The organism is Exiguobacterium chiriqhucha RW-2 (genome assembly GCF_000416965.1).
GTDB classification, from domain to species: Bacteria; Bacillota; Bacilli; order Exiguobacteriales; family Exiguobacteriaceae; genus Exiguobacterium; species Exiguobacterium chiriqhucha.
Genome location: NZ_ATCL01000009.1, coordinates 311,418 through 334,033 on the forward strand (window position 1 = coordinate 311,418; position 22,616 = coordinate 334,033).

Sequence of the window (22,616 nt, forward strand, 5' to 3'; positions counted from 1 at the left end):
AGAAAGCAGGTGCACTATGTATCAAGAAGATTTTAAATCAGGTTTTGTGTCCATCATCGGTCGTCCGAACGTCGGGAAATCGACGTTCTTGAATCGGGTCATCGGACAAAAGATTGCCATCATGTCAGACAAGCCGCAGACGACGCGCAATAAGGTCCAAGGTGTGTATACGACAGATGATTCGCAAATCATCTTTATCGACACGCCAGGGATTCATAAGCCGAAACACCGTCTCGGCGATTTCATGATGAAAGTCGCGACGAACGCACTACGTGAAGTCGACGCGATCCTCTTCATGGTCAACGTCACGGAACCGCGTGGCGCCGGCGATGAGTTCATCATCGAGAAGTTGAAAGGGCTCGACACGCCAATCATTCTCGTCATGAACAAAATCGATTTGATTCATCCGGACGAGATTCCGGCTGTCATCGAGCAGTATACGAACCAACTCGATTTCGCGGCATACGTCCCGATTTCGGCACTTCAAGGCAACAACGTCGAACCGCTCCTTATAGAAATCAAAAAGTTGCTCCCGGAAGGACCGATGTATTATCCGGCCGACCAAGTGACCGACCACCCGGAACGGTTCATCATCTCTGAATTGATTCGCGAGAAAGTGCTCCATAAGACGCGTGATGAGGTGCCACACTCAATCGCGGTCGCCATCGAATCGATCAAGAAACGGGAAAACTCGGAAATGATTGATGTCGAGGCCGTGATCATGGTCGAGCGTGATTCTCAAAAAGGAATCGTCATCGGCAAAAAAGGTGCGATGCTCCGCGAAATCGGGACAGAAGCGCGCCACGACATCGAGGCGCTCCTCGGGACGAAAGTGTATTTGAACCTATGGGTGAAAGTGCAAAAAGATTGGCGTAACAAGATGGGCCAACTCCGCGACCTCGGTTTCCGCGACGACGAGTATTAAGCCATGTTGCAAAAGGTCACGGGAATCGTCATTCGGACCGTCAATTACGGAGAGTCGAACAAAGTCGTCACCTTGTTCACCGAAGAGCTCGGAAAAGTTGCCGTCATGGCACGAGGGGCGAAAAAGCCGGGCAGCCGTCTGCATTCGTCGAGTCAGCCGTTCGTCGAAGCGGTATATATCTTTCCGGCGAGTCGCGGCCTCGGCCAATTGAAATCGTCGGATGTGATCACGTCTTATCCGGAAATCCGAAAAGACGTCGAGCGGATGGCATACGCCATGTATTGGCTCGAACTCGTCGACCGGACAGTAGAGGACCGCGTCCCGAACCGTCCGCTCTATCGCATTTTGAACGACGCCCTGCAGGCGCTCAATGCAGGGATGGATCCGGAAGTGATCACGCATCACTTCGAACTACGCATTTTGCACTTGCTCGGGGTCGCACCGGTCTTGACCGGTTGCATCCGGTGCAACGATGTGACCGACCCGATGTACTTCTCGGTGACGGCCGGCGGCTTCCTCTGCGCCCGGCACCAAGAAGAAGGATCGATTCGCATGAGCGAGCGTCTGGCGAAGTTGCTCTATTTGATGAGCCGGCACGAACTGTCCGAATTCAGTAACGTTCCGCTCACGAAAGAGACACGGATTCTGCTCCGACAGCTGTTTGATGCGTATATGGACTCCTATAGCGGTCTGCGGCTGAAGACGAAACGGGTCCTCGACCAAATGCAGCGATTGTACTTGAACGATGATTGACTTTTTCGACAAGATTCGATACCATAATCTACGATTAGACAAATGAAATAGCGTGCGCAATGAAGGAAAACAAGTAGCTTTTATACCGTGGGTGCAGCGAGTTCGGGAAGGTGGAAGCCGAACGCCAGGTTGAAGTGAATGGCAATTCCAGAGCGCCCACAATCCAAAGAGTGGCCTCATCTCGAGGCAAGTAGGGTGGAACCGCGGGTAATCCCGTCCCTATGTGCATGGCACATAGGGGCGTTTTTTGTCGTTTCAATACTTTTGGAGGTGTCACATATGAAGCACATGACCGTGCAAGAAATTATTTTGACGTTACAAAATTTCTGGGCGTCGAAAGGCTGTTTGACAATGCAAGCGTATGACGTTGAGAAAGGGGCCGGCACGATGAACCCGATGACGTTCCTACGGAGTCTCGGACCCGAGCCGTGGAACGTCTGTTACACAGAGCCATCACGTCGTCCGGCGGATGGACGGTACGGAGAAAACCCGAACCGCTTGTATCAGCATCACCAATTCCAAGTCATCATGAAGCCGTCGCCAAGCAACATCCAAGAGCTTTACTTAGAGAGCTTAGAGTTGATCGGGATTAACCCGCTCGAGCACGACATCCGTTTCGTCGAAGACAACTGGGAGAACCCGACGTTCGGTGCGGCCGGACTCGGTTGGGAAGTCTGGTTGAACGGGATGGAAATCACTCAGTTCACGTATTTCCAACAAGTCGGTGGCATCGAGTGCGATCCGATCGCCGTCGAGATCACGTACGGTCTTGAACGTCTTGCGTCATATATCCAAGAAGTCGAAAGCGTGTTTGACCTCGTCTGGACAGACGGATTCAAATATGGCGATATCTTCTATCAGCCGGAATTCGAACATTCAAAATATACGTTCGAGCTCTCGGACGTCGATATGTTGTTCACATTGTTCGATACGTATGAAAAAGAAGCGAAGCGTGCCTTGGACGAAAACCTCGTCTTCCCGGCTTACGACTATATCCTTAAATGTTCGCATACGTTCAACCTTCTCGATGCGAAAGGCGCCATCTCGGTGACAGAACGGACCGGTTTCATCCAACGCGTCCGTAACATGTCCCGTGCCTGTGCCGCCAAATTTATCGAAGAGCGGGAACGTCTCGGTTTCCCACTTTTGAACCAACAGAAAGCAGGTGCCCTTGATGCGTGACCTTTTATTAGAAATCGGACTTGAAGAATTACCAGCCCAATACGTCCTCCGTTCAGAGAAACAATTGGCGGAACGCGTAACTACCTTCTTGACGGAAGCCCGTGTCCAATTCGGTGCCATCACCGTTTATTCGACACCGCGCCGCCTCGCCGTTCTCGTCAAAGACGTGGAAGAGAACCAACAAGATTTGACGGAGACGCTTCGCGGACCAGCGAAAAAGATTGCCCAAGATGCTGAAGGAAACTGGTCGAAAGCAGCCGCCGGCTTTGCCCGTGGCCGCGGCCTATCGGTCGACGACTTGTACTTCGCCGAAGAGAAAGGTGTCGAGTACGTCTTCGCCGACCGTCATGAATCAGGTCAACCGACGAGCACGTTGCTCCCGGCACTCGAAGACGTCGTCCGTGGCATGACGTTCCCGAAAAACATGAAGTGGGGCACGAGCAGCCTACGCTATATGCGTCCGATTCGTTGGCTCGTCGCTTTGTTCGGTGCCGAACAAATCGATTTCGAAATCGAAGGCGTGAAGACGGGGAACGTGACGCGTGGTCACCGTTTCTTGAGTAAGGGTGACGTCGTCATCACGGAACCGGCTGCCTACGCTGAGACGCTTGAACGCGAGTTCGTTGTCGCTTCGTACGAAGACCGGAAAGGGCGCATCGAACGTCAAATCGAGGAGTTGGCTTCAGAACAGGGGTGGACCGTCCCGCTCGATGCCTCGTTGCTCGAAGAAGTGACGAACCTCGTCGAGTGGCCGACAGCGCTATTCGGTGAATTCGATGCCCGTTATCTCGAACTTCCGGAAGAAGTCTTGATTACGACGATGAAAGAACATCAGCGCTATTTCCCGGTTTATATCGGTGAAACGCTCAAAAACTATTTCGTGACCGTCCGTAACGGAAATGCTGAACACCTTCAAAACGTTGCCAAAGGGAACGAGAAGGTCATCCGGGCCCGCTTGGCAGATGCCGTCTTCTTCTATGAGGAAGACCAAAAGACGAAGATTGACGAACAACTCGTCCGTCTCGACCGCATCGTCTTCCATGAGAAGTTGGGCACGACGGGAGACAAGGTCCGTCGCGTCGAACAGCTCGCAGGAACGCTTGCGCCATTGTTCAATGCGGATGCAGCCAAAGTGGCGCGTGCCGGTGCCATCCATAAGTTCGACCTCGTCAGCCAAATGGTGTATGAGTTCACAGAACTTCAAGGAGTGATGGGTGAGAAGTATGCGCTCCAACAAGGTGAGGACGCGGAAGTGGCCGCGGCGATCCGTGAGCACTACATGCCGCGCTTTGCTGGTGATGCCTCGCCGGCGACATCGACGGGTGCCGTACTCGCACTCGCCGATAAACTGGATTCGATTGCTGCCTTCTTCGGAATCGGCATGATCCCGAGCGGTTCACAAGATCCGTTTGCGCTCCGTCGTCAAGCCCAAGGGGTCGTTCAAATTTTGGCGGATTGGAAGATTGCCTTGCCACTCGACAAATTACTTTCACAAGTTGTCGATTCGCAACTTCAGGCAGGACTTTACGATGCCGATAAAGAACAAGTCAAGGCGCAACTCGAGGACTTCTTCATGCTTCGCTTGAAGTATCGTCTGCAAGAGCGACAAGTCCGTTATGACGTCATTGACGCCGTCTTGACGACTGGCCTTGCGATCGACCGACTCGATGCGAGAGCGGATGCGGTTCAAGCCATGCTCGCGAGCGAGGCGAAACTGCTCATCGAACAATTGACACGCGTCGTCAACATCGCTAAAAAAGGCGAGGCCGGGGACGTCGATCCGTCATTGTTTGAAAATACGGAGGAGAAAGATCTCCACGCTGCCATCGAAGCGACGTTACCGGAGACGGAACGCGCGGTCGAGGCGGGCGACTATCATCAAGCAATCACATCATTGCGCGCCCTAGAACATCCGATTAGCACTTATTTTGAAAATACAATGGTCATGAGCGATGTCGAGGCGATTCGCGAGAACCGTCTGCGTGAGATGAAGCGACTCGCTGCGACAATCGAGAATGTCGCCGATTTTAGCGCGCTCGTACTCTGACCAAACTTGAGGGGGTTGGCTATGCAGCTGAATGAACGCCAACAGAAGATCGTTGAAATCGTAAGGGTCAACGGACCGATCACGGGGGAGCAGATCGCCCAAGAGCTATCGCTCACCCGGGCCACGCTCCGACCGGACCTTGCCATTTTGACGATGACTGGAATACTAGAAGCCCGACCGCGTGTCGGCTACACGTTCGTCGGCAAACGAAACTCATCCCTGCTTCGGGAAAAGCTTGACTCGTTGACGGTCGGAGACTTCATGTCGTCGGCGAAAGTCGTCAGTAACGAGATGACGGTGTATGACGCTGTCGTGACGTTGTTCTTGGAAGACGTCGGCTCGCTGTTTGTCGTCGGGAAAGACAATGAGCTCGTCGGCGTCCTATCGCGTAAAGACTTACTCCGGGCTGCCATCGGTAATCAAGATCTCGATCAGTTGCCGGTCAACGTCATCATGACCCGGATGCCGAACATCACGGTATGCGAGAAGGGTGAGACGTTGATTCGGGCCGGAATGAAGTTGATCGAGAAGCAAATCGATGCCATGCCGGTCGTTGAAGAGAAGGATGGCAAGCTGATTGTGCTCGGTCGCATGACGAAGACGAACATGACGAAAGTATTAATCGCGCTCGCTAACGATGAGTCGTTCTGAGGAGGAATCTGGTTTGACACTGACACAAAAACAACTCGTATTTGTCGTGAGCGATTCAGTCGGCGAGACGTGTGAACTCGTCGTCCGGGCCGCGAGCATCCAATTCCATGAGAATGCGATTGAGACGCTCCGCATCCCGTTCGTCGAAGATGAACAGACGATTCACGACGTCGTGACACAAGCGCGTGCCCAAGGAGCGGTCATCGCCTTCACGTTGGTCAATGAAGAACACCGGTCGTTGCTCGTCCGTCTCGGACAAGAGTACGGTGTGAAGACGGTCGATTTGCTCGGGGATTTGCTCGATGTGCTCGCTGGTCAACTCGGTGAGAGTCCGCGTGAAAAACCAGGACTCATCTATCGTTTGGACGAAGATTATTTTCGGAAAATCGAAGCGATGGAGTTCGCGGTCAAGTACGATGACGGACGTGATCCGCGCGGGTTGAAAAAGGCGGACATCGTCCTCGTCGGCGTCTCACGGACATCGAAGACACCGCTCTCGCAGTATTTGGCCCTGAAGCGCTATAAGGTCGCGAACGTGCCGCTCGTGCCGGAGTCACGCCCGCCGGAAGAACTGTTTGAATTGCCGCCTGACAAGTGTGTCGGCTTGATTATCTCCCCTGACAAATTGATTTCGATTCGGATGGAACGGTTGAAGTCGCTCGGATTAAAACCCGAGGCCGATTACGCCCAACTCGAACGGATTAACCGGGAGCTCGAATACGCCCGTGGGATTTACGAGCGGATCGGTTGCGAGGTCATCGATGTGACGAACAAGGCCGTCGAAGAGACGGCTGGCATCATTTTGCGGATGCTCGATCAATCAAAAGAGGATTGAGCACTCGGATTAGTAATCGACTGGTGATAACGGTATAATAGAGTACTGACATGACATTGAAACGGAACGTGGTGAACGTTCCGTTTCGTTGCGAGTTTGGATAGGGAGTGGTCAAGTTGCCGCGCATACCGGATGAAGTCATTGCGGAAGTAAAACAAGCCACAGATATCGTTGATTTAATTAGTGAACGCGTTGAATTGAAGAAGCAAGGACATCGTCTCGTCGGGCTTTGCCCGTTCCACTCGGAGAACAGCCCATCGTTCTCCGTGTCCCCGGAGAAAGGGATGTATCACTGTTTCGGATGCGGCGCCGGCGGGAACGTGTTCACGTTCGTTATGGAGACGGAAGGACTATCGTTTCCAGAGACGATTGAACGCCTCGCCACGCGAGCGAATATCGCAATCGAAGGTGGCGTGTCGGGCGACGAGGAATTATCGCGAGACCAAGTCCTCCGTAAACAGATGCGCGATGCGCATCGGGTCGTGGCCGACTTGTATCACGAGGTGTTGATGAAGACCGAGGCGGGCGAAGTCGGATTGACGTATTTGCAGCAGCGCGGTTTAGAGGAGTCGACGATCGGTCAGTATAAGATCGGTTACGCGCCCGACCATCGCCGATTCACCGTGGATTCATTAGAACGAAGAGGTTTCGACCTCGAGGTCATGGTAGAAGCGGGATTGATTTCTAAGTCTAGATCCGGTGAATATTTCGACCGGTTCGAAGGCAGAGTCGTCTTTCCGATTGCGGATCGAGACGGCACCATCGTCGGATTTAGCGGACGGGCGATCGATGAGCGACAGCCAAAGTACGTCAATACGGCGGATACTCCGTTATTTAATAAGAGTGAACTCTTATTCGGGTTCTCACAGGCCCGCGCCACGATGCGCAAACAAAAACGTGTCTTGCTCGTCGAAGGAAACGTCGACGTCTTACAAGTCGCGCAAGCCGGGACGAAAGAAGTCGTCGCCTCGCTCGGGACAGCGTTCTCGTCCCAACATGCCCGCGCCTTGGCCCGCATGGTCGAAGAAGTCATCATCTGTTACGACGGCGATACGGCCGGACAGGAAGCGACGATGAAAGTCGTCCGCTTGCTCGAAGGCTATCCGCTCGACGTGCAAGTGTTGATGTTACCTGAGAAGACCGATCCGGACGACTACATTCGGACGAACGGGGCGGAACAGTGGCGTAAATTGGTCGAATCGGAACGGTTGTCCGTCCTCGATTTCATGAACCGCACGCTCCGGCGTGGGAAAAACATGAATCGAGAAGGAGAACGGATACGGTTTATTGAATCTATGCTTGTGGAAATTAGTAAAACGGATAACTCGATTCGCCGTGACCTGTACGTGAAGAAGCTGGCCAACGAATTTGAGATTCCGGTCGAGACGTTATTGTCGCGGATGCCGAAGACGTCTTCGAAAGAAGCCGTCCCACAGCCCGTCCGCGAACCGGAGCCGGTCCGCCGGCGTTCGTCTAAAGCAAACGAGCCACGCTACGTCAAAGCGGAGAAGTTATTGCTGCGGGCGATGTTGAGTGGTCCGGAACGGGTTCGTTTCGTCCGGGACCGCCTCGGTCTGTCCTACCAGGACGAGGTGCACCGGATGTTGGCGACGGCATTGTATGAAATCGTCTCCGAGGACATGACACACGAGGAGTTCGAACAGGTCGCCCCTCCGTTCATGGAACGATATTGTGACCAACGTCCGGACTATGCGAATCGTTATGCCGAGATTCGACTCATGGCCGCACCGGATGAACTGACCGAAGAGGTTTTAGATGAATACATTAAGGTCATAAACAGTTATGAGGAACAGCGTCAAATCGAGCGGGCGAAAAGGGAAATCGGACAAGATGCCGAAAGTATAGTAGACCAGGCATCCAAGTTACAAGAATTGATTACCCGGAGTCGTCGGCTTCGTGAACGATGAACGTGGAGGAAGTTTGGAAGGAGTTGAACTGCTAGATGGCAGAGAAGAAAAAAGAGGATTTATTTAACGCCATAGAGGAACTTGAGAAATTAGGGAAGAAAAAAGGCGTCGTATCGATGCAGGAGATTCAAGATCGCCTCAGCCATTTCGAGGTGGACTCAGACTTTATCGATAACTTCATCGAAGATTTAGAAGGTAAAGATATCCGCGTCACAGAAGATGCGGCCGATGCCGAAGAGACGCCATCGAAAAAAGAAGACGAAGAGGTCGATTTGAACGACCTATCTGTCCCACCGGGCATTAAAATCAATGACCCGGTCCGCATGTACTTGAAAGAAATCGGACGCGTCGATCTTCTTAGCGCGAAAGATGAGACTGAACTCGCGAAGCGGATTGAACAAGGCGATGAAGAGGCGAAGAAACGCCTTGCCGAAGCCAACCTCCGTCTCGTCGTCTCGATTGCGAAACGTTATGTCGGGCGCGGCATGCTCTTCCTCGACTTGATTCAAGAAGGAAACATGGGCCTCATTAAAGCCGTCGAGAAGTTCGACTATATGAAAGGGTTCAAGTTCTCGACATATGCGACGTGGTGGATTCGTCAAGCAATCACACGTGCCATCGCGGACCAAGCCCGGACAATCCGGATTCCGGTTCACATGGTCGAGACCATTAACAAATTGATTCGTGTTCAACGTCAATTGTTGCAAGACCTCGGACGCGAACCGTCGCCTGAAGAGATTGCCAAAGAGATGGAGCTCACACCTGAGAAGGTGCGTGAAATCTTGAAAATCGCTCAAGAACCGGTGTCGCTTGAGACGCCGATTGGTGAAGAAGACGATTCACACCTCGGTGATTTCATTGAAGACCAAGATGCGATGGCTCCACAAGATGCCGCCGCGTATGAATTGCTCAAAGAACAACTCGAAGACGTGCTCGACACGCTCACGGACCGTGAAGAGAACGTACTCCGTCTCCGCTTCGGACTCGATGACGGCCGCACGCGTACGCTTGAAGAAGTCGGTAAAGTGTTCGGCGTCACCCGTGAGCGGATTCGTCAAATCGAGGCGAAGGCACTTCGGAAACTTCGTCACCCGAGCCGTTCGAAACGCTTGAAAGACTTCCTCGATTAATTGTGTTTTTTGAATAAAATGTGAAGTTTTAGAAGAAAGGAAGGAAAATGAGTGATTTTCCTTCCTTCTTTATTATTTTTTGAGTAAAATAGTGATGGGTAGAAATTTGGAATGAACATGAGGGGGAAATGCAATGCGTAATCCATTGTTACCGTTTGCAGCGATTGCGATCGTCGCAATCATTGCCATGGTCTCATTATCGTATTTTGGCGTAAACCAAGCACAACAAGCTGCTGAAGGTCCGTCTGTCACTGAGATGAACCCAGAAGACTTGTATGCGGCTAAAGGCTGCACAGGTTGCCACGGTGGAAATCTCGAAGGAGGCGTCGGTCCTGCCTTGACTGGTGTCGGCGAACGTTTATCGGCTGAAGAGATCACGAACATCATCGTCAACGGTAAAGGTGCGATGCCAGCTGGCCTCGCCACTGCCGAAGAGGCGGACGTGCTCGCGACTTGGTTGCTCGAACAATAAGAGGGAAACGTACTCCTAACGGGGTACGTTTTTTATTGTCCTGGCTATCAATATTCGTTACCCTAATAGTGAAGAAGTAGAAAAAGGAGTTGTCCCTATGCAAGAACAAGTGACGTTAGACCGGCGGCTGAAGCAAGTCGTCGATTTCATCCCGAAAGGTAGCGTAGTGGCGGACATTGGATCTGACCACGCTTACGTGCCGTGCTACCTCGTCCAACAAGGCATCGTCAATCGAGCCATCGCCGGCGAAGTGAACCGCGGACCGATGGAGGCGGCAAAAGCGCAAGTCGCGTTGATTGGCGCGACTGAACAGATTGACGTCCGTCTCGGTGACGGACTCGCCGTCCTCGAAGCAGATGAGGCGACTTGTATCTCAATCTGTGGGATGGGAGGAAGTTTGATTCGGTCGATTTTAGAGAGTGGCCGTGACAAGTTAGGCGCGGTCGAACGCCTCGTCTTGCAACCGAACGTGGATGGACAACACGTCCGCGAATGGTTGCTCGACGCAGGTTTCGTGTTGATCGCCGAGTCCATCGTCGAAGAGAACGATAAAGTATATGAGATTCTCGTCGGAGAACGTGGTACGGAGACCCGCTATAGTTCGGATGAAACGGAACGGGCTTGGCAGCTCATGTTCGGACCTTACTTGCTCGAGACACGGCCTGAGGCGTTCAAGCTGAAATGGGGACGCGAAGCGGACAAACTCGATTATGTGCTCGGTCAAATGGCCGAGGGGGCACAGACCGAGGCGCTCATCCAGAAACAGGAGGAGTTCAAGACGTTACGTGACAAAATGAGAGAGGTGAGCAACTAATGGCGAACGGAAACCATGTCATCCAATTGTTTGACGAATTTGCCCCGAAACATCTTGCCGTCGAGGGCGATAAAATCGGTCTCCAAATCGGTACGTTGAATAAACCGGTACATCGGGTCATGGTGACGCTCGACGTGCTCGAATCGGTCGTCGATGAGGCCATCGAACGAGACGTCGACTTGATTATCGCCCATCATCCACCGATTTTCAGTGCTCTCGAACAAGTGAACGACCGCAGTGCGGCAGGGCGCATCGTCATGAAATGCATTCGGCATGACATCGCCGTCTATGTGGCCCACACGAACTTGGACGTCTGCGAGGGCGGGGTCAACGACTGGATGAGTGAGGCACTCGGTTTGGTCGATCCGACGGTGCTCATCCCGACGTATGAAGAACCGGTGTATAAACTGTCCGTGTTCGTCCCGACGACGCATCGACAAGCCGTGTCGGAGGCGCTCGGCCGGGCCGGAGCCGGTCGTCTCGGAGATTATGGGGACTGTCAGTTCACCGTCTCGGGAGAGGGTCAGTTCACACCACTCGAAGGGTCGGACCCCTATCTAGGCCAACACGGCAAGACGGAACATGTCGAGGAAGTGAAAATCGAGACGATTGTCACGGAGAGCCAAAAGAAACGAGTACTCAAGGCGATGACGGACGCGCATCCATATGAAGAGGTCGCCTATGATTTGATTCGGGACGACATCGAGGGGCGTGTGTTCGGTCTCGGGCGCATTGGTCGTCTATCGACCCCGCTCACACTCGCTGCGTTCGCAGAGCACGTCAAGGCGAGTTTTGGCGTCGCGGCGGTGCGTATCGTTGGCGATCCGAACCGGACAATCGAGAAAGTAGCCGTCCTCGGTGGTGATGGGAACAAATACGTGTCGGCCGCCCATTTCAAAGGCGCGGACGTGTATGTGACGGGTGACTTGTATTTCCATGTGGCGCACGACGCGATGGCTCTCGGTCTTTCGGTCGTCGACCCGGGTCATCATGTCGAGAGTGTCATGAAGCAGGGTGTCGTCGACGTCATGCGGCAAAAAGGAGAACGTGCGAAGCTCGATGTCGAATTCTTCGTGTCCGAAGCCGATACGAATCCGTTTCGTTTCTATTGATGATGCGAAAACCCCGTCCTCTCACGAGGACGGGGTTTGATGTCACTTACGGAGCGCCTTCACTTTCGGGAGGATGCTACGGAGTTCAAGATAAGGGGTCTTGTCATGTGTGCTCAAATCGAGCGGGTCATATTGGCTCAAGAAGTCGATCACTTTCTTTGTGATCGGCGTCGGTGTCGACGCGCCTGACGTGACGGCGACCGTCTCGACACCATCGAGCCAAGCCAGGTCGAGCTCGCTCAAATCACCAATGCGATAGGCATTCGTGCCGGCAATCTCTTTAGAGACTTGGGCCAGGCGGTTCGAGTTATTCGATTTCGGGTCGCCGACGACGATTAACAGTTCGCAATCGCCGGCTTGTTCGGCCACCGCTTCTTGACGGACTTGTGTCGCGTTACAGATCTCATTATGCACTTCGACGTGTGGATAACGCTCTTGAATCATTTCGATCAAGGCCGAGACGTCCCATTGACTCATCGTCGTCTGGTTCGTGACGAGGATTTTCGTCTCATAGAGATGGGCCGGCAACGCCTCGAAATCCTGTTCATATTGTACGAGATGAACTTTGCCCGGGGCGACGCCCATGGCACCTTCTGGTTCCGGGTGTCCGTGCTTCCCGATATAGATGACCTCATAGTCGAGGGCCGTCTTTTCACGAATCAAATCGTGCGTGACCAAGACGTCCGGGCACGAGGCATCGACAATCGTCAATCCTTTCTCGATGGCACGTTTACGTACGAGCGGCGAGATGCCGTGAGCAGTAAAGACGACCGTTCCGCGGTCGATGGTCTCGAGTGCTTTCATGCGATCCTCGCCGTCGACCGTCTTGACGCCGAGGTCCTCGAACGCTTGGGTGACATGTCGGTTATGGACGATCATGCCGAGTATATGGATAGGACGCGGTAAATCTGGGTTGGCCACCGCTTCGTTGGCGAGCTTCATGGCATCGACGACGCCGTAGCAGTATCCGCGTGGACTGATTTTTTTAACTTTCATTTTGTAAGGAACGCTCCTTTCGCGATGCTTTCATACGTATTAGTCTAACATTGTTTCGAAAATACGAAAAGAATTGCGTGTATTCATGCTATAATCTTAAGGTTAGAAAGGAGGGACACCGTGGAACGCTTGAGAACATTGCTTGAAGTTCGAAAATCGTACTTCTTTCAGATTACATTTATTATCTTCATTATACTAGGACTTGTCATCTCTTCACTAGCGTTCTCTGCCGATCGTGTGACGGTGTCCCGGGCGGAAGAGCTAGCGAAAGAACAATTTGATTATGCGATTGACGGAAGTATCGAGAACCTAGAGACGCGACTCGGTAAACTGTATGAAGACTTGGTCTATCTCGGCGCCTACGTCGGAAACGAGACGTATATCGAAGAACGGATTCGAACCGGCTATTTGAATCAGCGCACGAGCTTTACCTCGATTTTTTATTACGATTTACGGGACGATGCCTTTAAATGGTACTCGCAACGTCAAGTGCCGGCCACGACGCTGAAAGCCGATGCAAAGTTTAACGAAGTGCTCAACGGTGGAGGCAACGACTTATTCATGAGTGAACCGATTTCCATCTCCGGTGACGTCGGGACGTTTTTGTACGTACCGGTCCTTGAGGATAACCGGTTGGTCGGGATGTTCGGCGGCAGCATCAGCGTGCTCAACTCCGATTTATATCGACGCATGCTCGAATCGGCGAACGACGATATGATTCTTTACTTGTTGAACGAGCGGGGCGAGGTGTTATCGACGTCGTTCAATCTCGTCACGGACGCGGAACGTCGTCTGCCTCGCTCGATTATCGAGGCGACGGACGACTATGCGGTCCGGACGATTTTCAGCACTAAGGATGACGTCATCATGTATGAACCGGACGCCCGCGTCACCGGCTGGAGCGTCCTCGCCAAACATAGTACTGATTCTGTGTACGAGGCGGTCTATGCGACGCGCTGGCAATATTTAATGATTACGCTCGTCACGTTCTTTTTAAGTATCATGGTCGGTTTGCTCTTGTCGAAGACGTTGACGAGCCCGCTCCTCGAGCTCGTGCAAAACATCAAGAAGCAGCAGTCGCTCGAACCGATTCAACTAGAACGGACCGGCTCCAAAGAAGTCGAGACGTTGCTTGATACGTATAACGACTATTCCCGCCGCATGGAGACGGCACGACGGGAACAGCTTAGCCAGCAACAATTGTTGCTTCAGCAAGAGAAGCTCGCCTCGCTCGGACAGCTTGCGGCCGGAATCGCTCATGAGATCCGCAACCCGCTCACACCGGTCCAAATCACGTTACAGATGGTGAAAGAGGGGCATAGCAGCCAAGAAATGCTTGACCTCGCCCTCTCAGAGCTCGACCGGGCCAACCATTTGATTACGACGATGCTCACGCTCGCCAAGCCAGATCAGGCGAAACTGCAAGAAGAATGGCTCGATATGACAGAGTTTGCGAGTCGCCTTGAATTCTTGCTCGACGCCGAGTGTTATAAACGGGTCACGAATTGGGAGTTGAACTTCCCGAACGACATGCCGCCGTTTTACTGCTCGAGCGACATGCTCATTCAAATCATTTACAACTTGTTCAAAAATGCGGTCGAAGCCGTCGACTCGAAAGGGGCCGACGGGAATGTGACGGTCACCATTCAGTTCACGGAGCGGGATTATCGCTTCTTGATTGAGGATAACGGCATCGGCATGACCGAGGCTCAAGTCAAATCGGTCGGATCGGCGTTTTACACGACGAAAGAGAACGGCAACGGCTTAGGTCTCTACATGATCCGCGAATACTTGAAAGCCGTGAACGGTGACATGAACATCGAGAGCGTTGAAGGAGAAGGTACGGCCATGATGATTAAAATCCCAAGGCGGTCGCACCCATGACGAAAGGATTCAAACATTACTGGTTATGGCTACCTGTCGTCTGGGCGTTGACGATTTTACTGATCACCTCGATTCAATTGCCGGAACGTTCGAGTGAGAACAACGAAGTCGGTTTCGTCTTCGTCAGTGAAAAGCATGAACACGCCAATAAATTATTGGCCGCTTTCGTCAGGACGGCGAATCAAAAAGGGTTCATCCCTGTCCCGACGACGAGCGAGGACTCACGGGTGTTAGAGAAAGAGAAGTTGGACGCCTTGATTGACCGCGGGGTCGAAGCGATTTTTGTGACGACGCTCGACGAGGCGTTCATTCGTCCGTCGCTCGAACGTGCCGAGCGGGAAGGGATCCCGATTATCGCGATTGACCGCATGATTGACCATGAGAGCGTCTTGACGTCCGTCATGTCCGACAACGTCGAGATCGGTCGCATGGCGGCGAACCATATCGCCGCCCAACACGCGGGGCTCGACCGTCCGATTCGAGTCGTCGAAGTGCGCGGGACGGCCAAAGTCCGCTCGACGATTGACCGGAGTCTCGGATTGACGGAATATGATAAGGCGAACGACAACCTTCAAGTCGTCGCTTCCATCACCGGAAACTATGATACGTTCCAAGCGGAGATCGAGATGTCACGTTGGCTCGAGGCTGACATCCCGTTCGATGCCGTCTTCTCGCATAACGATGACAATACGTTCGGTGTCGTCCGCGCCCTTGAAAGTCATGGGCTCAGCGACAAAACGCTCGTGTCGGTTGACGGGGTGACAGAAATTTATCCGCTCATCCACAACGGCAAAGTGAATGCGACGGTCGTCCAATCTCCGAACGAGATGATCGAGGTCGGATTTAAAGCGCTCGAACTACATTTGAGCGGCAAAAAAATCGCACCACACTACTACACATCGAGCTATTTATATGAAGGGCTCGCAAAAGATTAATTGACAAATGATTAGATTCCGCTATGCTAGGAAAAGTGGAAAGAAACAGGAGGTGTATCGATTGAACAGCTTCCAACAGTTCAAATTGTTACCGTTTATCGTCGATGCCTTGACAGAAAAGCGCATCACAGTACCGACGGACATTCAGGCCCGGATTATTCCGGCTGCGATGAATGGCCGCGATATCATTGGGAAATCACAAACCGGGACGGGGAAGACGCTTGCGTTCCTCTTACCTATTTTAGAAGCAATCGATCCGAAAGAAGAATCGGTCCAAGCCATCGTCGTCGCACCGACGCGCGAACTCGCTTGGCAGATTCACGAAGAGTTGAAAACACTCCTCGTCAAACAGCCGGACTATATTAAGACAAGTCTGATTGTCGGAGGAACTGACCGGGAACGACAAATCGACAAGATGAAAAACCCACCACAACTGATCATCGGGACACCAGGTCGTTTGCTCGACTTGATGAAAGTCCAAGCGTTATTCCCGCACAAAGTCACGCACTTCGTCGTCGATGAAGCTGACCAAATGCTTGACATGGGCTTCTTGCCTGAAGTCGACCGCATCGCGCAGTCGTTGCCAGAGAAACTTCAAACGATGGTCTTCTCAGCGACAATCCCTGAGAAGTTACAGCCGTTCTTGAAGAAATACTTGCACGACCCACGCTACGCGGAAGCGAGTGAAGAGCACCGTGTCGTTCCGAAAATCAAGCATCACGTCATTCCGGTCCGTCACCGTGACCGTAAGGCGTTGACGGTCGAAATCGCAAAAACGATTAACCCGTTCGTCTGTCTCGTGTTCACAAACACGAAACAAGATGCAGATGAGTTGGAGACGTCGTTCCGCGAGGCGGGACTCAACGTCGGCACGCTTCATGGGGACATGCAAGCCCGTCGCCGGAAGCAAGCCATCAAAGACATTAACGACGCGAAATATCAGTTCGTGATCGCCACCGACTTGGCGGCGCGCGGCATCGATATTAAAGGTGTGTCGCACATCATCAACTTCGGGATTCCAAAAGACCTTGACTTCTATACGCACCGCGTCGGCCGGACGGGCCGCGCCGGTGAGACGGGTGAAGCGTACACGTTGTATGAAGATCACGAGAACGGTCCGATCAATCGACTTGAAGAGCGTGGTTTCACGTTCAAGCACGTCGATGTGAAGAACGGGTCACTTCAAGAGATTAAGACACGCAAACGCCGCACGACCGACCGGAAGATGAAAGTCTCGCAAACGGCGCACAGCCGGATGGCGGGCGAAATCAAGAAGGCGAAGAAAAAGGTCAAGCCTGGTTACAAGAAGAAGTTCAAGTATAAGTTGAAAGAGACGGCCTCACGTGAGCATATGCAGAGCCAACGTCAGGAACGTCGCGAAGTTCGTAAGAAGAACCGTCGCTAAGCAAAAGAAGAATCGACTTCGTGGAGTCGATTCTTCTTTTTGTGTACACTAAAGACAGATGAGAATGAAGGAGAAATGACTATGTTAAAAATTGGTTCCCACGTTTCAGTTTCCGGTAAGAAGATGTTGCTCGCAGGAAGTGAAGAGGCCGTATCTTACGGTGCCAACACGATGATGGTGTATACGGGTGCGCCCCAAAACACACGTCGCAAACCGATTGAAGACTTGAATATTGAGGCGGCGCTCGTTCATATGGCGGCGCACGACATCGAGGAAATCGTTGTCCATGCCCCTTATATCATCAACTTGGGCAATACGACGAAACCCGAGACGTTTGAACTCGCCGTGTCGTTCTTAGCAGCCGAGATTAAACGGGCCGAGGCACTCCAAGTCGCGCGCCATGTCGTGCTCCATCCCGGTGCCCACGTCGGTGCCGGTGAAGACGTCGGACTCGCTCGCATCATCGAGGGCTTGAACGAAGTGCTCACTGGCGATGAGACGGTTAAAATCGCGCTCGAGACGATGGCTGGGAAAGGCAGTGAGCTCGGCAAGACGTTCGAGGAGCTAGCGACCATCATCGATGGAGTGACGCATAACGATCGTCTCTCGGTCTGCTTCGATACGTGTCACGTCCATGACGCGGGTTACGACCTCGTCGGTGATTTGGACGGCGTCATCGAACAGTTCGACCGAATCGTCGGATTGGATCGGCTCGGTGTCATCCACGTCAACGACTCGAAGAACGTCCGTGGCGCGAAGAAAGACCGGCATGAGAATATCGGATACGGGGAGATCGGCTTTGATACGTTGAACCGCATCATCCATCACGAGGCGTTCACCCACTTGCCGAAGATTTTAGAGACGCCATATATTCCAATCAGTGAGAAGACGAAAGTGGCACCATACAAGCAGGAAATCGAGATGTTCCGGGCGAACCGCTTTGACGCCGAGTGGCGCGAACAGTTCACGCTCGCGCACCAATAAGATGAGCGTCATCCGAATCGACCCGAACGTATATGACGTCTGGTCTGCGCTTCCGACATATTTTCAAGAAGCGAGCCCGTTTTATGTGGAAGGGCAGATTGACGAGGCGACAGCGTGGATTGAGATTCTCGGATATGGAATCGTGGCCGAAGTCGAAGTCATGCTCGTCGAGAAGACGCAGCGCCCGTTCGACCGCTATTGGCGGACGGAGGCAACGCCCGAGGTGACGGCGTATAGCCTCGTCGATGTGATCGGCCTCGACTTTCATCATCCGCTGCTGCGAACGGGCCTGTATGAAGGGGACACGGACGTCGAGATTCGTGATAAGTGGGAGCGGGGGTACCGCGTCCCTTCTGCGAAGTGGACCCGGGAGACGTTCCGCGCCCATTTGGCGGACGAGCAGGCGAGGTTACAACTCGCCCCGACGACTGTCTGTGAGGCATGCGGGGATGACTTGAGCCGTTTTGGAGCATTTGGGGTTCGTCTGATGGAGTATCATCTCGAAGCAGGAAGCGGTACATGGCTTTGCCCGACGTGTCACAAAGCAAGACATTACGATATGTAAAAAAAACGAAGCCCGCGGGCTTCGTTTTTTGAATTAAAATGGCCAGTTCGCGAGTGCGAATTGATATACTTTCATCCCAAGAAACACACCGAAGATGCCGATGACACCAGGTAAAACGGGTGGGGCAGGGAGCGGCAACTTCAAAGCGGTGAAAATCATGCCACAAATAAGACCAGCGAGCAATGACAATAGGATTTCTTGCATGAATGATTCCTCCATAATCGAAATGAAAACGCTTTATTAACAGGTAACCGAATTCATTATACAATGTTCATTCTCGTTTGAGAAGTCTAACATCAGTCATCTGTCATTTTCTCATTTTCAGCTCGTAAGCGAAGGACTTCCCGTTCGGCCCAGTTCGAAGGTTCCCGTTCAAACACGCTCGGAATGTTGTTCCAGCGGCCGCCCGTGTATTGATGGATGATGATTTGTGATTGAATTTGTTCTTGTCCGGCTTCTTGTTTCAAATACACATAACTGCCGTCAGCACGCTGGATTCTGGCTTTCACGTTATCGACGAGTTGTAGCGCGAGCATGTCTTTAATATACGACTTATGTCCCGCATCGAGGATTGGGAATAGAATCTCAATCCGTTTGCGCATGTTACGGGTCATCCAGTCGGCAGAGGAACAATATAAGTCTTCTTTCCCGTTTTGATAGAAGTAGAAGATACGCGAGTGTTCCAAATAGCGATCGATGATGGAGATGACACGGATGTTTTCCGAGATGCCTTTAATGCCCGGACGCAGACAACAGATGCCGCGGATGATTAAATCGATTTTGACGCCGGCCTGTGAGGCGTCGTATAGTTTCGTGATAATTGGCTTGTCGGTAATCGAGTTCATCTTGGCGACGATGCGGCCGTTGCCGTATTTCTCGTGCAGTTTAATTTCGTCCTCAATCTTTTGAAGGAAGAAGTCGTGCATGTCGTCCGGTGACGTCTCGAATTTATGCCACGACGGACGTTCTCCGTACCCCGAGAGCCAGTTGAAGAAGTTGGTCGCGTCCTCGGCGAGCTCTTCGTTCGTTGTCAACAAGCCGATGTCCGTGTACAGCTTGGCGGTCGAGTCGTTATAGTTGCCGGTACCGAGATGGACGAACCGTTGCAAGACGCCGCCTTCAAGAATACGGACGACGAGCGTTATTTTCGAGTGCGTCTTTAATTCTTTATAGCCATAAATGACGTGGGCGCCGGCTTTCTCGAGCTGTTTTGCCCATTGGATATTCTTCTCCTCATCGAACCTGGCCTTCAATTCGACGAGCACCGTCACTTGCTTCCCGCTCTCGGCGGCATCGGTCAGTGCCTTGATAATCGGCGAGTCACCGGACACCCGATATAACGTCTGCTTGATGGCGAGGACATTCGGATCTTTGGCCGCCTGGGCGATGAAGCGGACGACCGGGTCGAACGAATGGTACGGATGGTGGAGCAAGTAATCTTTTTTCAGTACCGCTTGGAACAAATCTTTCCCCGGTTCAAGTCCTTCCGGGACGAACGGAATGAGCGTCTCGTTAATCATCTCATCATACTCGATCCCGATTTTATTATAGACCCCGAACAAGAACGTCAAATCAATTGGACCATCGACGAGGAAGATGTCCCGGTCATGAAGGTCGAGCACGTCCTGGAGCATGAACAACAGCTCTTTACTGAGCGACCGTTGCTGCACCTCGAGCCGAATCGCGACCCCGTAGCGTCGTTTCTTCAACTCTTTCTCGATTTGTTTCAAGACGTCGCGGCTGCCTTCCTCATGGAACGGCATATCGGCGTTTCGGGTGATTCGGAATGGCATCGTCGACTCGACTTCGAACCCTTTGAACAACGAGTCGATGAACTGGATGATGACATCCTCGAGCAACATCAAGTCGGTATGGTCCTCATCCTCGGTCGGTAGCTCGAGATAGCGTGGCAAGACGGCCGGTACTTGGACGAGAGCGAGCCGTTTCTTGCCTTCATCGGTCGAGGCGATCTCGACGGCGATATTCAGTGATTTAGACAACAACATCGGGAACGGCCGATAGGCGTCGACGGCAATCGGCGTCAAGACAGGGAAGACATGCGTCCGGAAATAGAGTTTGACGAACTCGAGTTGCGTCTTATTCAAATGTTTCGGCCGCAAGAAACGGACGTTCTCCACGGCGAGCTGCTTGAGGATTTTCTTATATGTCGCGTATTGGACCTCGACGAGCTCTTGCGCCTTGATGGAGATGGCTTTGATTTGCTGCTTCGGCGTCAGACCGGCCTTATCTTCCGGACGGTTGAAGCCGGCGAGCACCTCGTCTTTCAATCCGCCGAAACGGACCATATAAAACTCATCGAGGTTCGAGCTGAAGATGCCGAGAAACTTCAGCCGTTCCATGAGTGGATTGCGTTCGTCCATCGCTTCTTGCAAGACGCGTTCGTTGAAGCTCAGCCAGCTGAGCTCACGGTTATTGAAATGTTCGGGTAAGTAGATGGTCATGAATCTCTCTCCTCTACGCGTAACTCGATTGATTGGTCAATCGCACGTTCCAAATGTTTTTTATGGCGGATGCCGCGCTGCAGTTCAAAGCGCGGGGATGTGTGCGTATGAAGCGTGAAGACAAGTCCTTCCTCGGTCGAGGATACGTCGACGTTCTCGACGACTTGACGTTCGGTCAAATCGAGCGCGTCGACGAGCTTGACGATGGAGCCGAGCAGCTCTAAGCTCTTCAACATCTTCGAGTCGAACCATTCAGGGAAGCCTTCGATATGTTGTTCGAGCAGGCGTCGCGATTTATAGGACGTCACCAAGGCAAGGGCGAGCCGGTCCTCGTTGTTCATCCCTTTAAAATCGTTCGTCGTAATCAAGTGGAACGTGTGGTCGCTCTTGTTGTTATGGTCGATATATTCACCGACATAAGCGAGCCGGCACGCCCCTTCTAAAAGACCGGGTTCGAACGGTTTCGGCTTAATCGTCTTCGTCTCAATCAAGCCGGTGTAGATTTGGCGGGCGAGATGAATTAAGTGTTGATGACGGACCGGGTCGACGGCATACTGCTTCTCGAAATGCCGGAAACTTTCTTCTTTGACGTCACCGAAACGGACCCGATTGTTTTCCTTTAAGTAGTACTCATAGAACAAGCCCTCGCGTAGTCCGTTGTTGCTCATCATGAACTCAGGCACTTTCAAATACTTCGCCAGTTCATCGATGGCGGTCACGGCCGGTGCGATGATGTCCATCCGGTCCTTCGATAAACCGTCGAGACGCCCAAGTTGTTTCGGCGACATTTGTATGAGTTCGTCGACGACATCATGCAGGCGGTCGGCCCCGAGCGTGTATTGATGAATTCCCTCGAGTGGGAACAAGGACATCGACTGTTCGACCCGAACGAGGTTTCGAGCCGTGCCTCCGACACCGACGAGCGGTATACCGTGCGGCTCGAGCCAGTCGATCTCTTTGAACGACTTTTTCAAGAACGTCGTCAATTGTTTACGCTCGTCTTTCGTTAGCGTGTCACCCTTCATGAAGTCCTCGGTCAATGTGACGGCTCCGAACGGGAAGCTGTGATAGAAGACGAGTTCACGATCTTTGAAGTAGGTCACTTCCATTGAACCACCACCGATATCGACTGAATAGCCGTCCTCGATATACGTCGAGTTGATGATGGCCGAGTAGCCGTAAAACGCCTCCTCATAGTCGCTCAACAACCGAATCTCCATGCCGGTCGCTTGCCGGACTTCTTCTAAAATGGCCTCGGAATTGCTGGCGTTGCGGATGGCGGCCGTCGCGACGGGCAACACTTCTTTCACTTCGTGATGCTCGTTCAAGCGATTAAAGTGATTCAGCGTCTCGATGAGCGCCTCGATGCCAGACTCGGACAGTTCATTGTCATCGGTGATATGGCTCGACAGTCGAGCCACTTCTTTCACGTTCAACCGTTCAAAATACTGACCGTGGCCGTTCACTTCAAAAATGACGTTACGAATCGAGTTGGACCCGATATCGATGACTGCTAGTTTTTTCTCCACGGAAAAA

Annotated in this window: 20 protein-coding genes; 16 read left to right on the forward strand and 4 right to left on the reverse strand. The window is 52.5% G+C overall.

Going from position 1 to position 22,616, the window contains the following annotated elements:
- Positions 1–16 precede the first annotated feature (16 nt).
- From era to M467_RS18820, 11 genes are all read left to right on the forward strand, one after another.
- Positions 17–925 (forward strand): GTPase Era, encoded by a 909-nt coding sequence (gene era / locus M467_RS18770; protein WP_021065691.1) that lies wholly within the window; start codon positions 17–19, stop codon positions 923–925.
- Positions 926–928: 3 nt separating this feature from the next.
- Entirely contained in the window at positions 929–1,678 is a 750-nt protein-coding gene (gene recO / locus M467_RS18775) for a DNA repair protein RecO (RefSeq protein WP_021065692.1), read from the forward strand.
- 288 nt (positions 1,679–1,966) lie between these two features.
- A complete protein-coding gene (gene glyQ / locus M467_RS18780; protein ID WP_370447070.1) occupies positions 1,967–2,860 on the forward strand; it encodes a glycine--tRNA ligase subunit alpha in 894 nt (297 codons plus the stop codon).
- A complete protein-coding gene (glyS, locus tag M467_RS18785; protein WP_021065694.1) occupies positions 2,853–4,907 on the forward strand; it encodes a glycine--tRNA ligase subunit beta in 2,055 nt (684 codons plus the stop codon). Before glyQ ends, glyS begins: the two co-directional genes overlap by 8 nt.
- Before the next feature lie 21 nt (positions 4,908–4,928).
- Positions 4,929–5,558, forward strand: a complete 630-nt coding sequence (gene ccpN / locus M467_RS18790; RefSeq protein WP_021065695.1) for a transcriptional regulator CcpN — start codon at positions 4,929–4,931, stop codon at positions 5,556–5,558.
- Positions 5,545–6,393 (forward strand): pyruvate, water dikinase regulatory protein, encoded by an 849-nt coding sequence (locus tag M467_RS18795; protein ID WP_051627707.1) that lies wholly within the window; start codon positions 5,545–5,547, stop codon positions 6,391–6,393. The genes ccpN and M467_RS18795 overlap by 14 nt, the downstream gene beginning before the upstream one ends.
- Before the next feature lie 107 nt (positions 6,394–6,500).
- Positions 6,501–8,321 (forward strand): DNA primase, encoded by a 1,821-nt coding sequence (dnaG, locus tag M467_RS18800; protein ID WP_235045158.1) that lies wholly within the window; start codon positions 6,501–6,503, stop codon positions 8,319–8,321.
- Positions 8,322–8,356: 35 nt separating this feature from the next.
- A complete protein-coding gene (gene rpoD, locus M467_RS18805; protein WP_021065698.1) occupies positions 8,357–9,451 on the forward strand; it encodes an RNA polymerase sigma factor RpoD in 1,095 nt (364 codons plus the stop codon).
- Between the two features lie 133 nt (positions 9,452–9,584).
- Complete coding sequence (cccA, locus tag M467_RS18810; RefSeq protein WP_021065699.1) at positions 9,585–9,923, forward strand: cytochrome c550; 339 nt, start codon at positions 9,585–9,587, stop codon at positions 9,921–9,923.
- A 97-nt stretch (positions 9,924–10,020) separates the two neighbouring features.
- A complete protein-coding gene (locus M467_RS18815) occupies positions 10,021–10,737 on the forward strand; it encodes a tRNA (adenine(22)-N(1))-methyltransferase (protein WP_021065700.1) in 717 nt (238 codons plus the stop codon).
- Complete coding sequence (locus M467_RS18820; RefSeq protein WP_021065701.1) at positions 10,737–11,849, forward strand: Nif3-like dinuclear metal center hexameric protein; 1,113 nt, start codon at positions 10,737–10,739, stop codon at positions 11,847–11,849. Before M467_RS18815 ends, M467_RS18820 begins: the two co-directional genes overlap by 1 nt.
- Before the next feature lie 42 nt (positions 11,850–11,891).
- Here M467_RS18820 and M467_RS18825 read toward each other — a convergent pair whose 3' ends face one another.
- Entirely contained in the window at positions 11,892–12,845 is a 954-nt protein-coding gene (locus M467_RS18825; RefSeq protein WP_021065702.1) for a 4-hydroxy-3-methylbut-2-enyl diphosphate reductase, read from the reverse strand.
- A gap of 120 nt (positions 12,846–12,965) precedes the next feature.
- Between M467_RS18825 and M467_RS18830 the strand changes: the two genes are divergently transcribed.
- The 5 genes from M467_RS18830 to M467_RS18850 all read left to right on the forward strand — a co-directional run bounded on the left by M467_RS18830 (position 12,966) and on the right by M467_RS18850 (position 18,618).
- Positions 12,966–14,729: an ATP-binding protein gene (locus M467_RS18830; RefSeq protein WP_021065703.1), complete on the forward strand. Its 1,764-nt coding sequence runs from the start codon at positions 12,966–12,968 to the stop codon at positions 14,727–14,729.
- Complete coding sequence (locus M467_RS18835) at positions 14,726–15,664, forward strand: sugar ABC transporter substrate-binding protein (RefSeq protein ID WP_021065704.1); 939 nt, start codon at positions 14,726–14,728, stop codon at positions 15,662–15,664. The genes M467_RS18830 and M467_RS18835 overlap by 4 nt, the downstream gene beginning before the upstream one ends.
- A 52-nt stretch (positions 15,665–15,716) precedes the next feature.
- Positions 15,717–17,069, forward strand: a complete 1,353-nt coding sequence (locus M467_RS18840) for a DEAD/DEAH box helicase (RefSeq protein ID WP_031199865.1) — start codon at positions 15,717–15,719, stop codon at positions 17,067–17,069.
- Between the two features lie 81 nt (positions 17,070–17,150).
- On the forward strand, positions 17,151–18,053 hold the full coding sequence (locus tag M467_RS18845) for a deoxyribonuclease IV (RefSeq protein WP_021065706.1): 903 nt from the start codon (positions 17,151–17,153) through the stop codon (positions 18,051–18,053).
- Complete coding sequence (locus M467_RS18850) at positions 18,010–18,618, forward strand: hypothetical protein (RefSeq protein WP_235045159.1); 609 nt, start codon at positions 18,010–18,012, stop codon at positions 18,616–18,618. The genes M467_RS18845 and M467_RS18850 overlap by 44 nt, the downstream gene beginning before the upstream one ends.
- A 33-nt stretch (positions 18,619–18,651) precedes the next feature.
- Here M467_RS18850 and M467_RS18855 read toward each other — a convergent pair whose 3' ends face one another.
- The 3 genes from M467_RS18855 to M467_RS18865 form a co-directional block, all read right to left on the reverse strand.
- Complete coding sequence (locus M467_RS18855; RefSeq protein ID WP_021065708.1) at positions 18,652–18,822, reverse strand: DUF1427 family protein; 171 nt, start codon at positions 18,820–18,822, stop codon at positions 18,652–18,654.
- A gap of 92 nt (positions 18,823–18,914) precedes the next feature.
- The gene (locus M467_RS18860) at positions 18,915–21,080 is read right to left on the reverse strand and encodes an RNA degradosome polyphosphate kinase (RefSeq protein WP_021065709.1); all 2,166 of its coding nucleotides are present in this window, start codon (positions 21,078–21,080) and stop codon (positions 18,915–18,917) included.
- Positions 21,077–22,609, reverse strand: a complete 1,533-nt coding sequence (locus tag M467_RS18865; RefSeq protein WP_021065710.1) for a Ppx/GppA family phosphatase — start codon at positions 22,607–22,609, stop codon at positions 21,077–21,079. Before M467_RS18865 ends, M467_RS18860 begins: the two co-directional genes overlap by 4 nt.
- Positions 22,610–22,616 lie beyond the last annotated feature (7 nt).

Excerpts from the sequence above, each read along its gene's own strand:
- ccpN (WP_021065695.1), top strand. The coding sequence starts at position 4,929 with ATGCAGCTGAATGAACGCCAACAGAAGATCGTTGAAATCGTAAGGGTC.
- M467_RS18855 (WP_021065708.1), bottom strand. The coding sequence starts at position 18,822 with ATGCAAGAAATCCTATTGTCATTGCTCGCTGGTCTTATTTGTGGCATG.
- glyQ (WP_370447070.1), top strand. The coding sequence starts at position 1,967 with ATGACCGTGCAAGAAATTATTTTGACGTTACAAAATTTCTGGGCGTCG.
- cccA (WP_021065699.1), top strand. The coding sequence starts at position 9,585 with ATGCGTAATCCATTGTTACCGTTTGCAGCGATTGCGATCGTCGCAATC.
- M467_RS18825 (WP_021065702.1), bottom strand. The coding sequence starts at position 12,845 with ATGAAAGTTAAAAAAATCAGTCCACGCGGATACTGCTACGGCGTCGTC.
- era (WP_021065691.1), top strand. The coding sequence starts at position 17 with ATGTATCAAGAAGATTTTAAATCAGGTTTTGTGTCCATCATCGGTCGT.
- M467_RS18860 (WP_021065709.1), bottom strand. The coding sequence starts at position 21,080 with ATGACCATCTACTTACCCGAACATTTCAATAACCGTGAGCTCAGCTGG.
- M467_RS18815 (WP_021065700.1), top strand. The coding sequence starts at position 10,021 with ATGCAAGAACAAGTGACGTTAGACCGGCGGCTGAAGCAAGTCGTCGAT.
- M467_RS18845 (WP_021065706.1), top strand. The coding sequence starts at position 17,151 with ATGTTAAAAATTGGTTCCCACGTTTCAGTTTCCGGTAAGAAGATGTTG.
- recO (WP_021065692.1), top strand. The coding sequence starts at position 929 with ATGTTGCAAAAGGTCACGGGAATCGTCATTCGGACCGTCAATTACGGA.
- rpoD (WP_021065698.1), top strand. The coding sequence starts at position 8,357 with ATGGCAGAGAAGAAAAAAGAGGATTTATTTAACGCCATAGAGGAACTT.
- M467_RS18820 (WP_021065701.1), top strand. The coding sequence starts at position 10,737 with ATGGCGAACGGAAACCATGTCATCCAATTGTTTGACGAATTTGCCCCG.
- M467_RS18835 (WP_021065704.1), top strand. The coding sequence starts at position 14,726 with ATGACGAAAGGATTCAAACATTACTGGTTATGGCTACCTGTCGTCTGG.
- glyS (WP_021065694.1), top strand. The coding sequence starts at position 2,853 with ATGCGTGACCTTTTATTAGAAATCGGACTTGAAGAATTACCAGCCCAA.
- M467_RS18795 (WP_051627707.1), top strand. The coding sequence starts at position 5,545 with ATGAGTCGTTCTGAGGAGGAATCTGGTTTGACACTGACACAAAAACAA.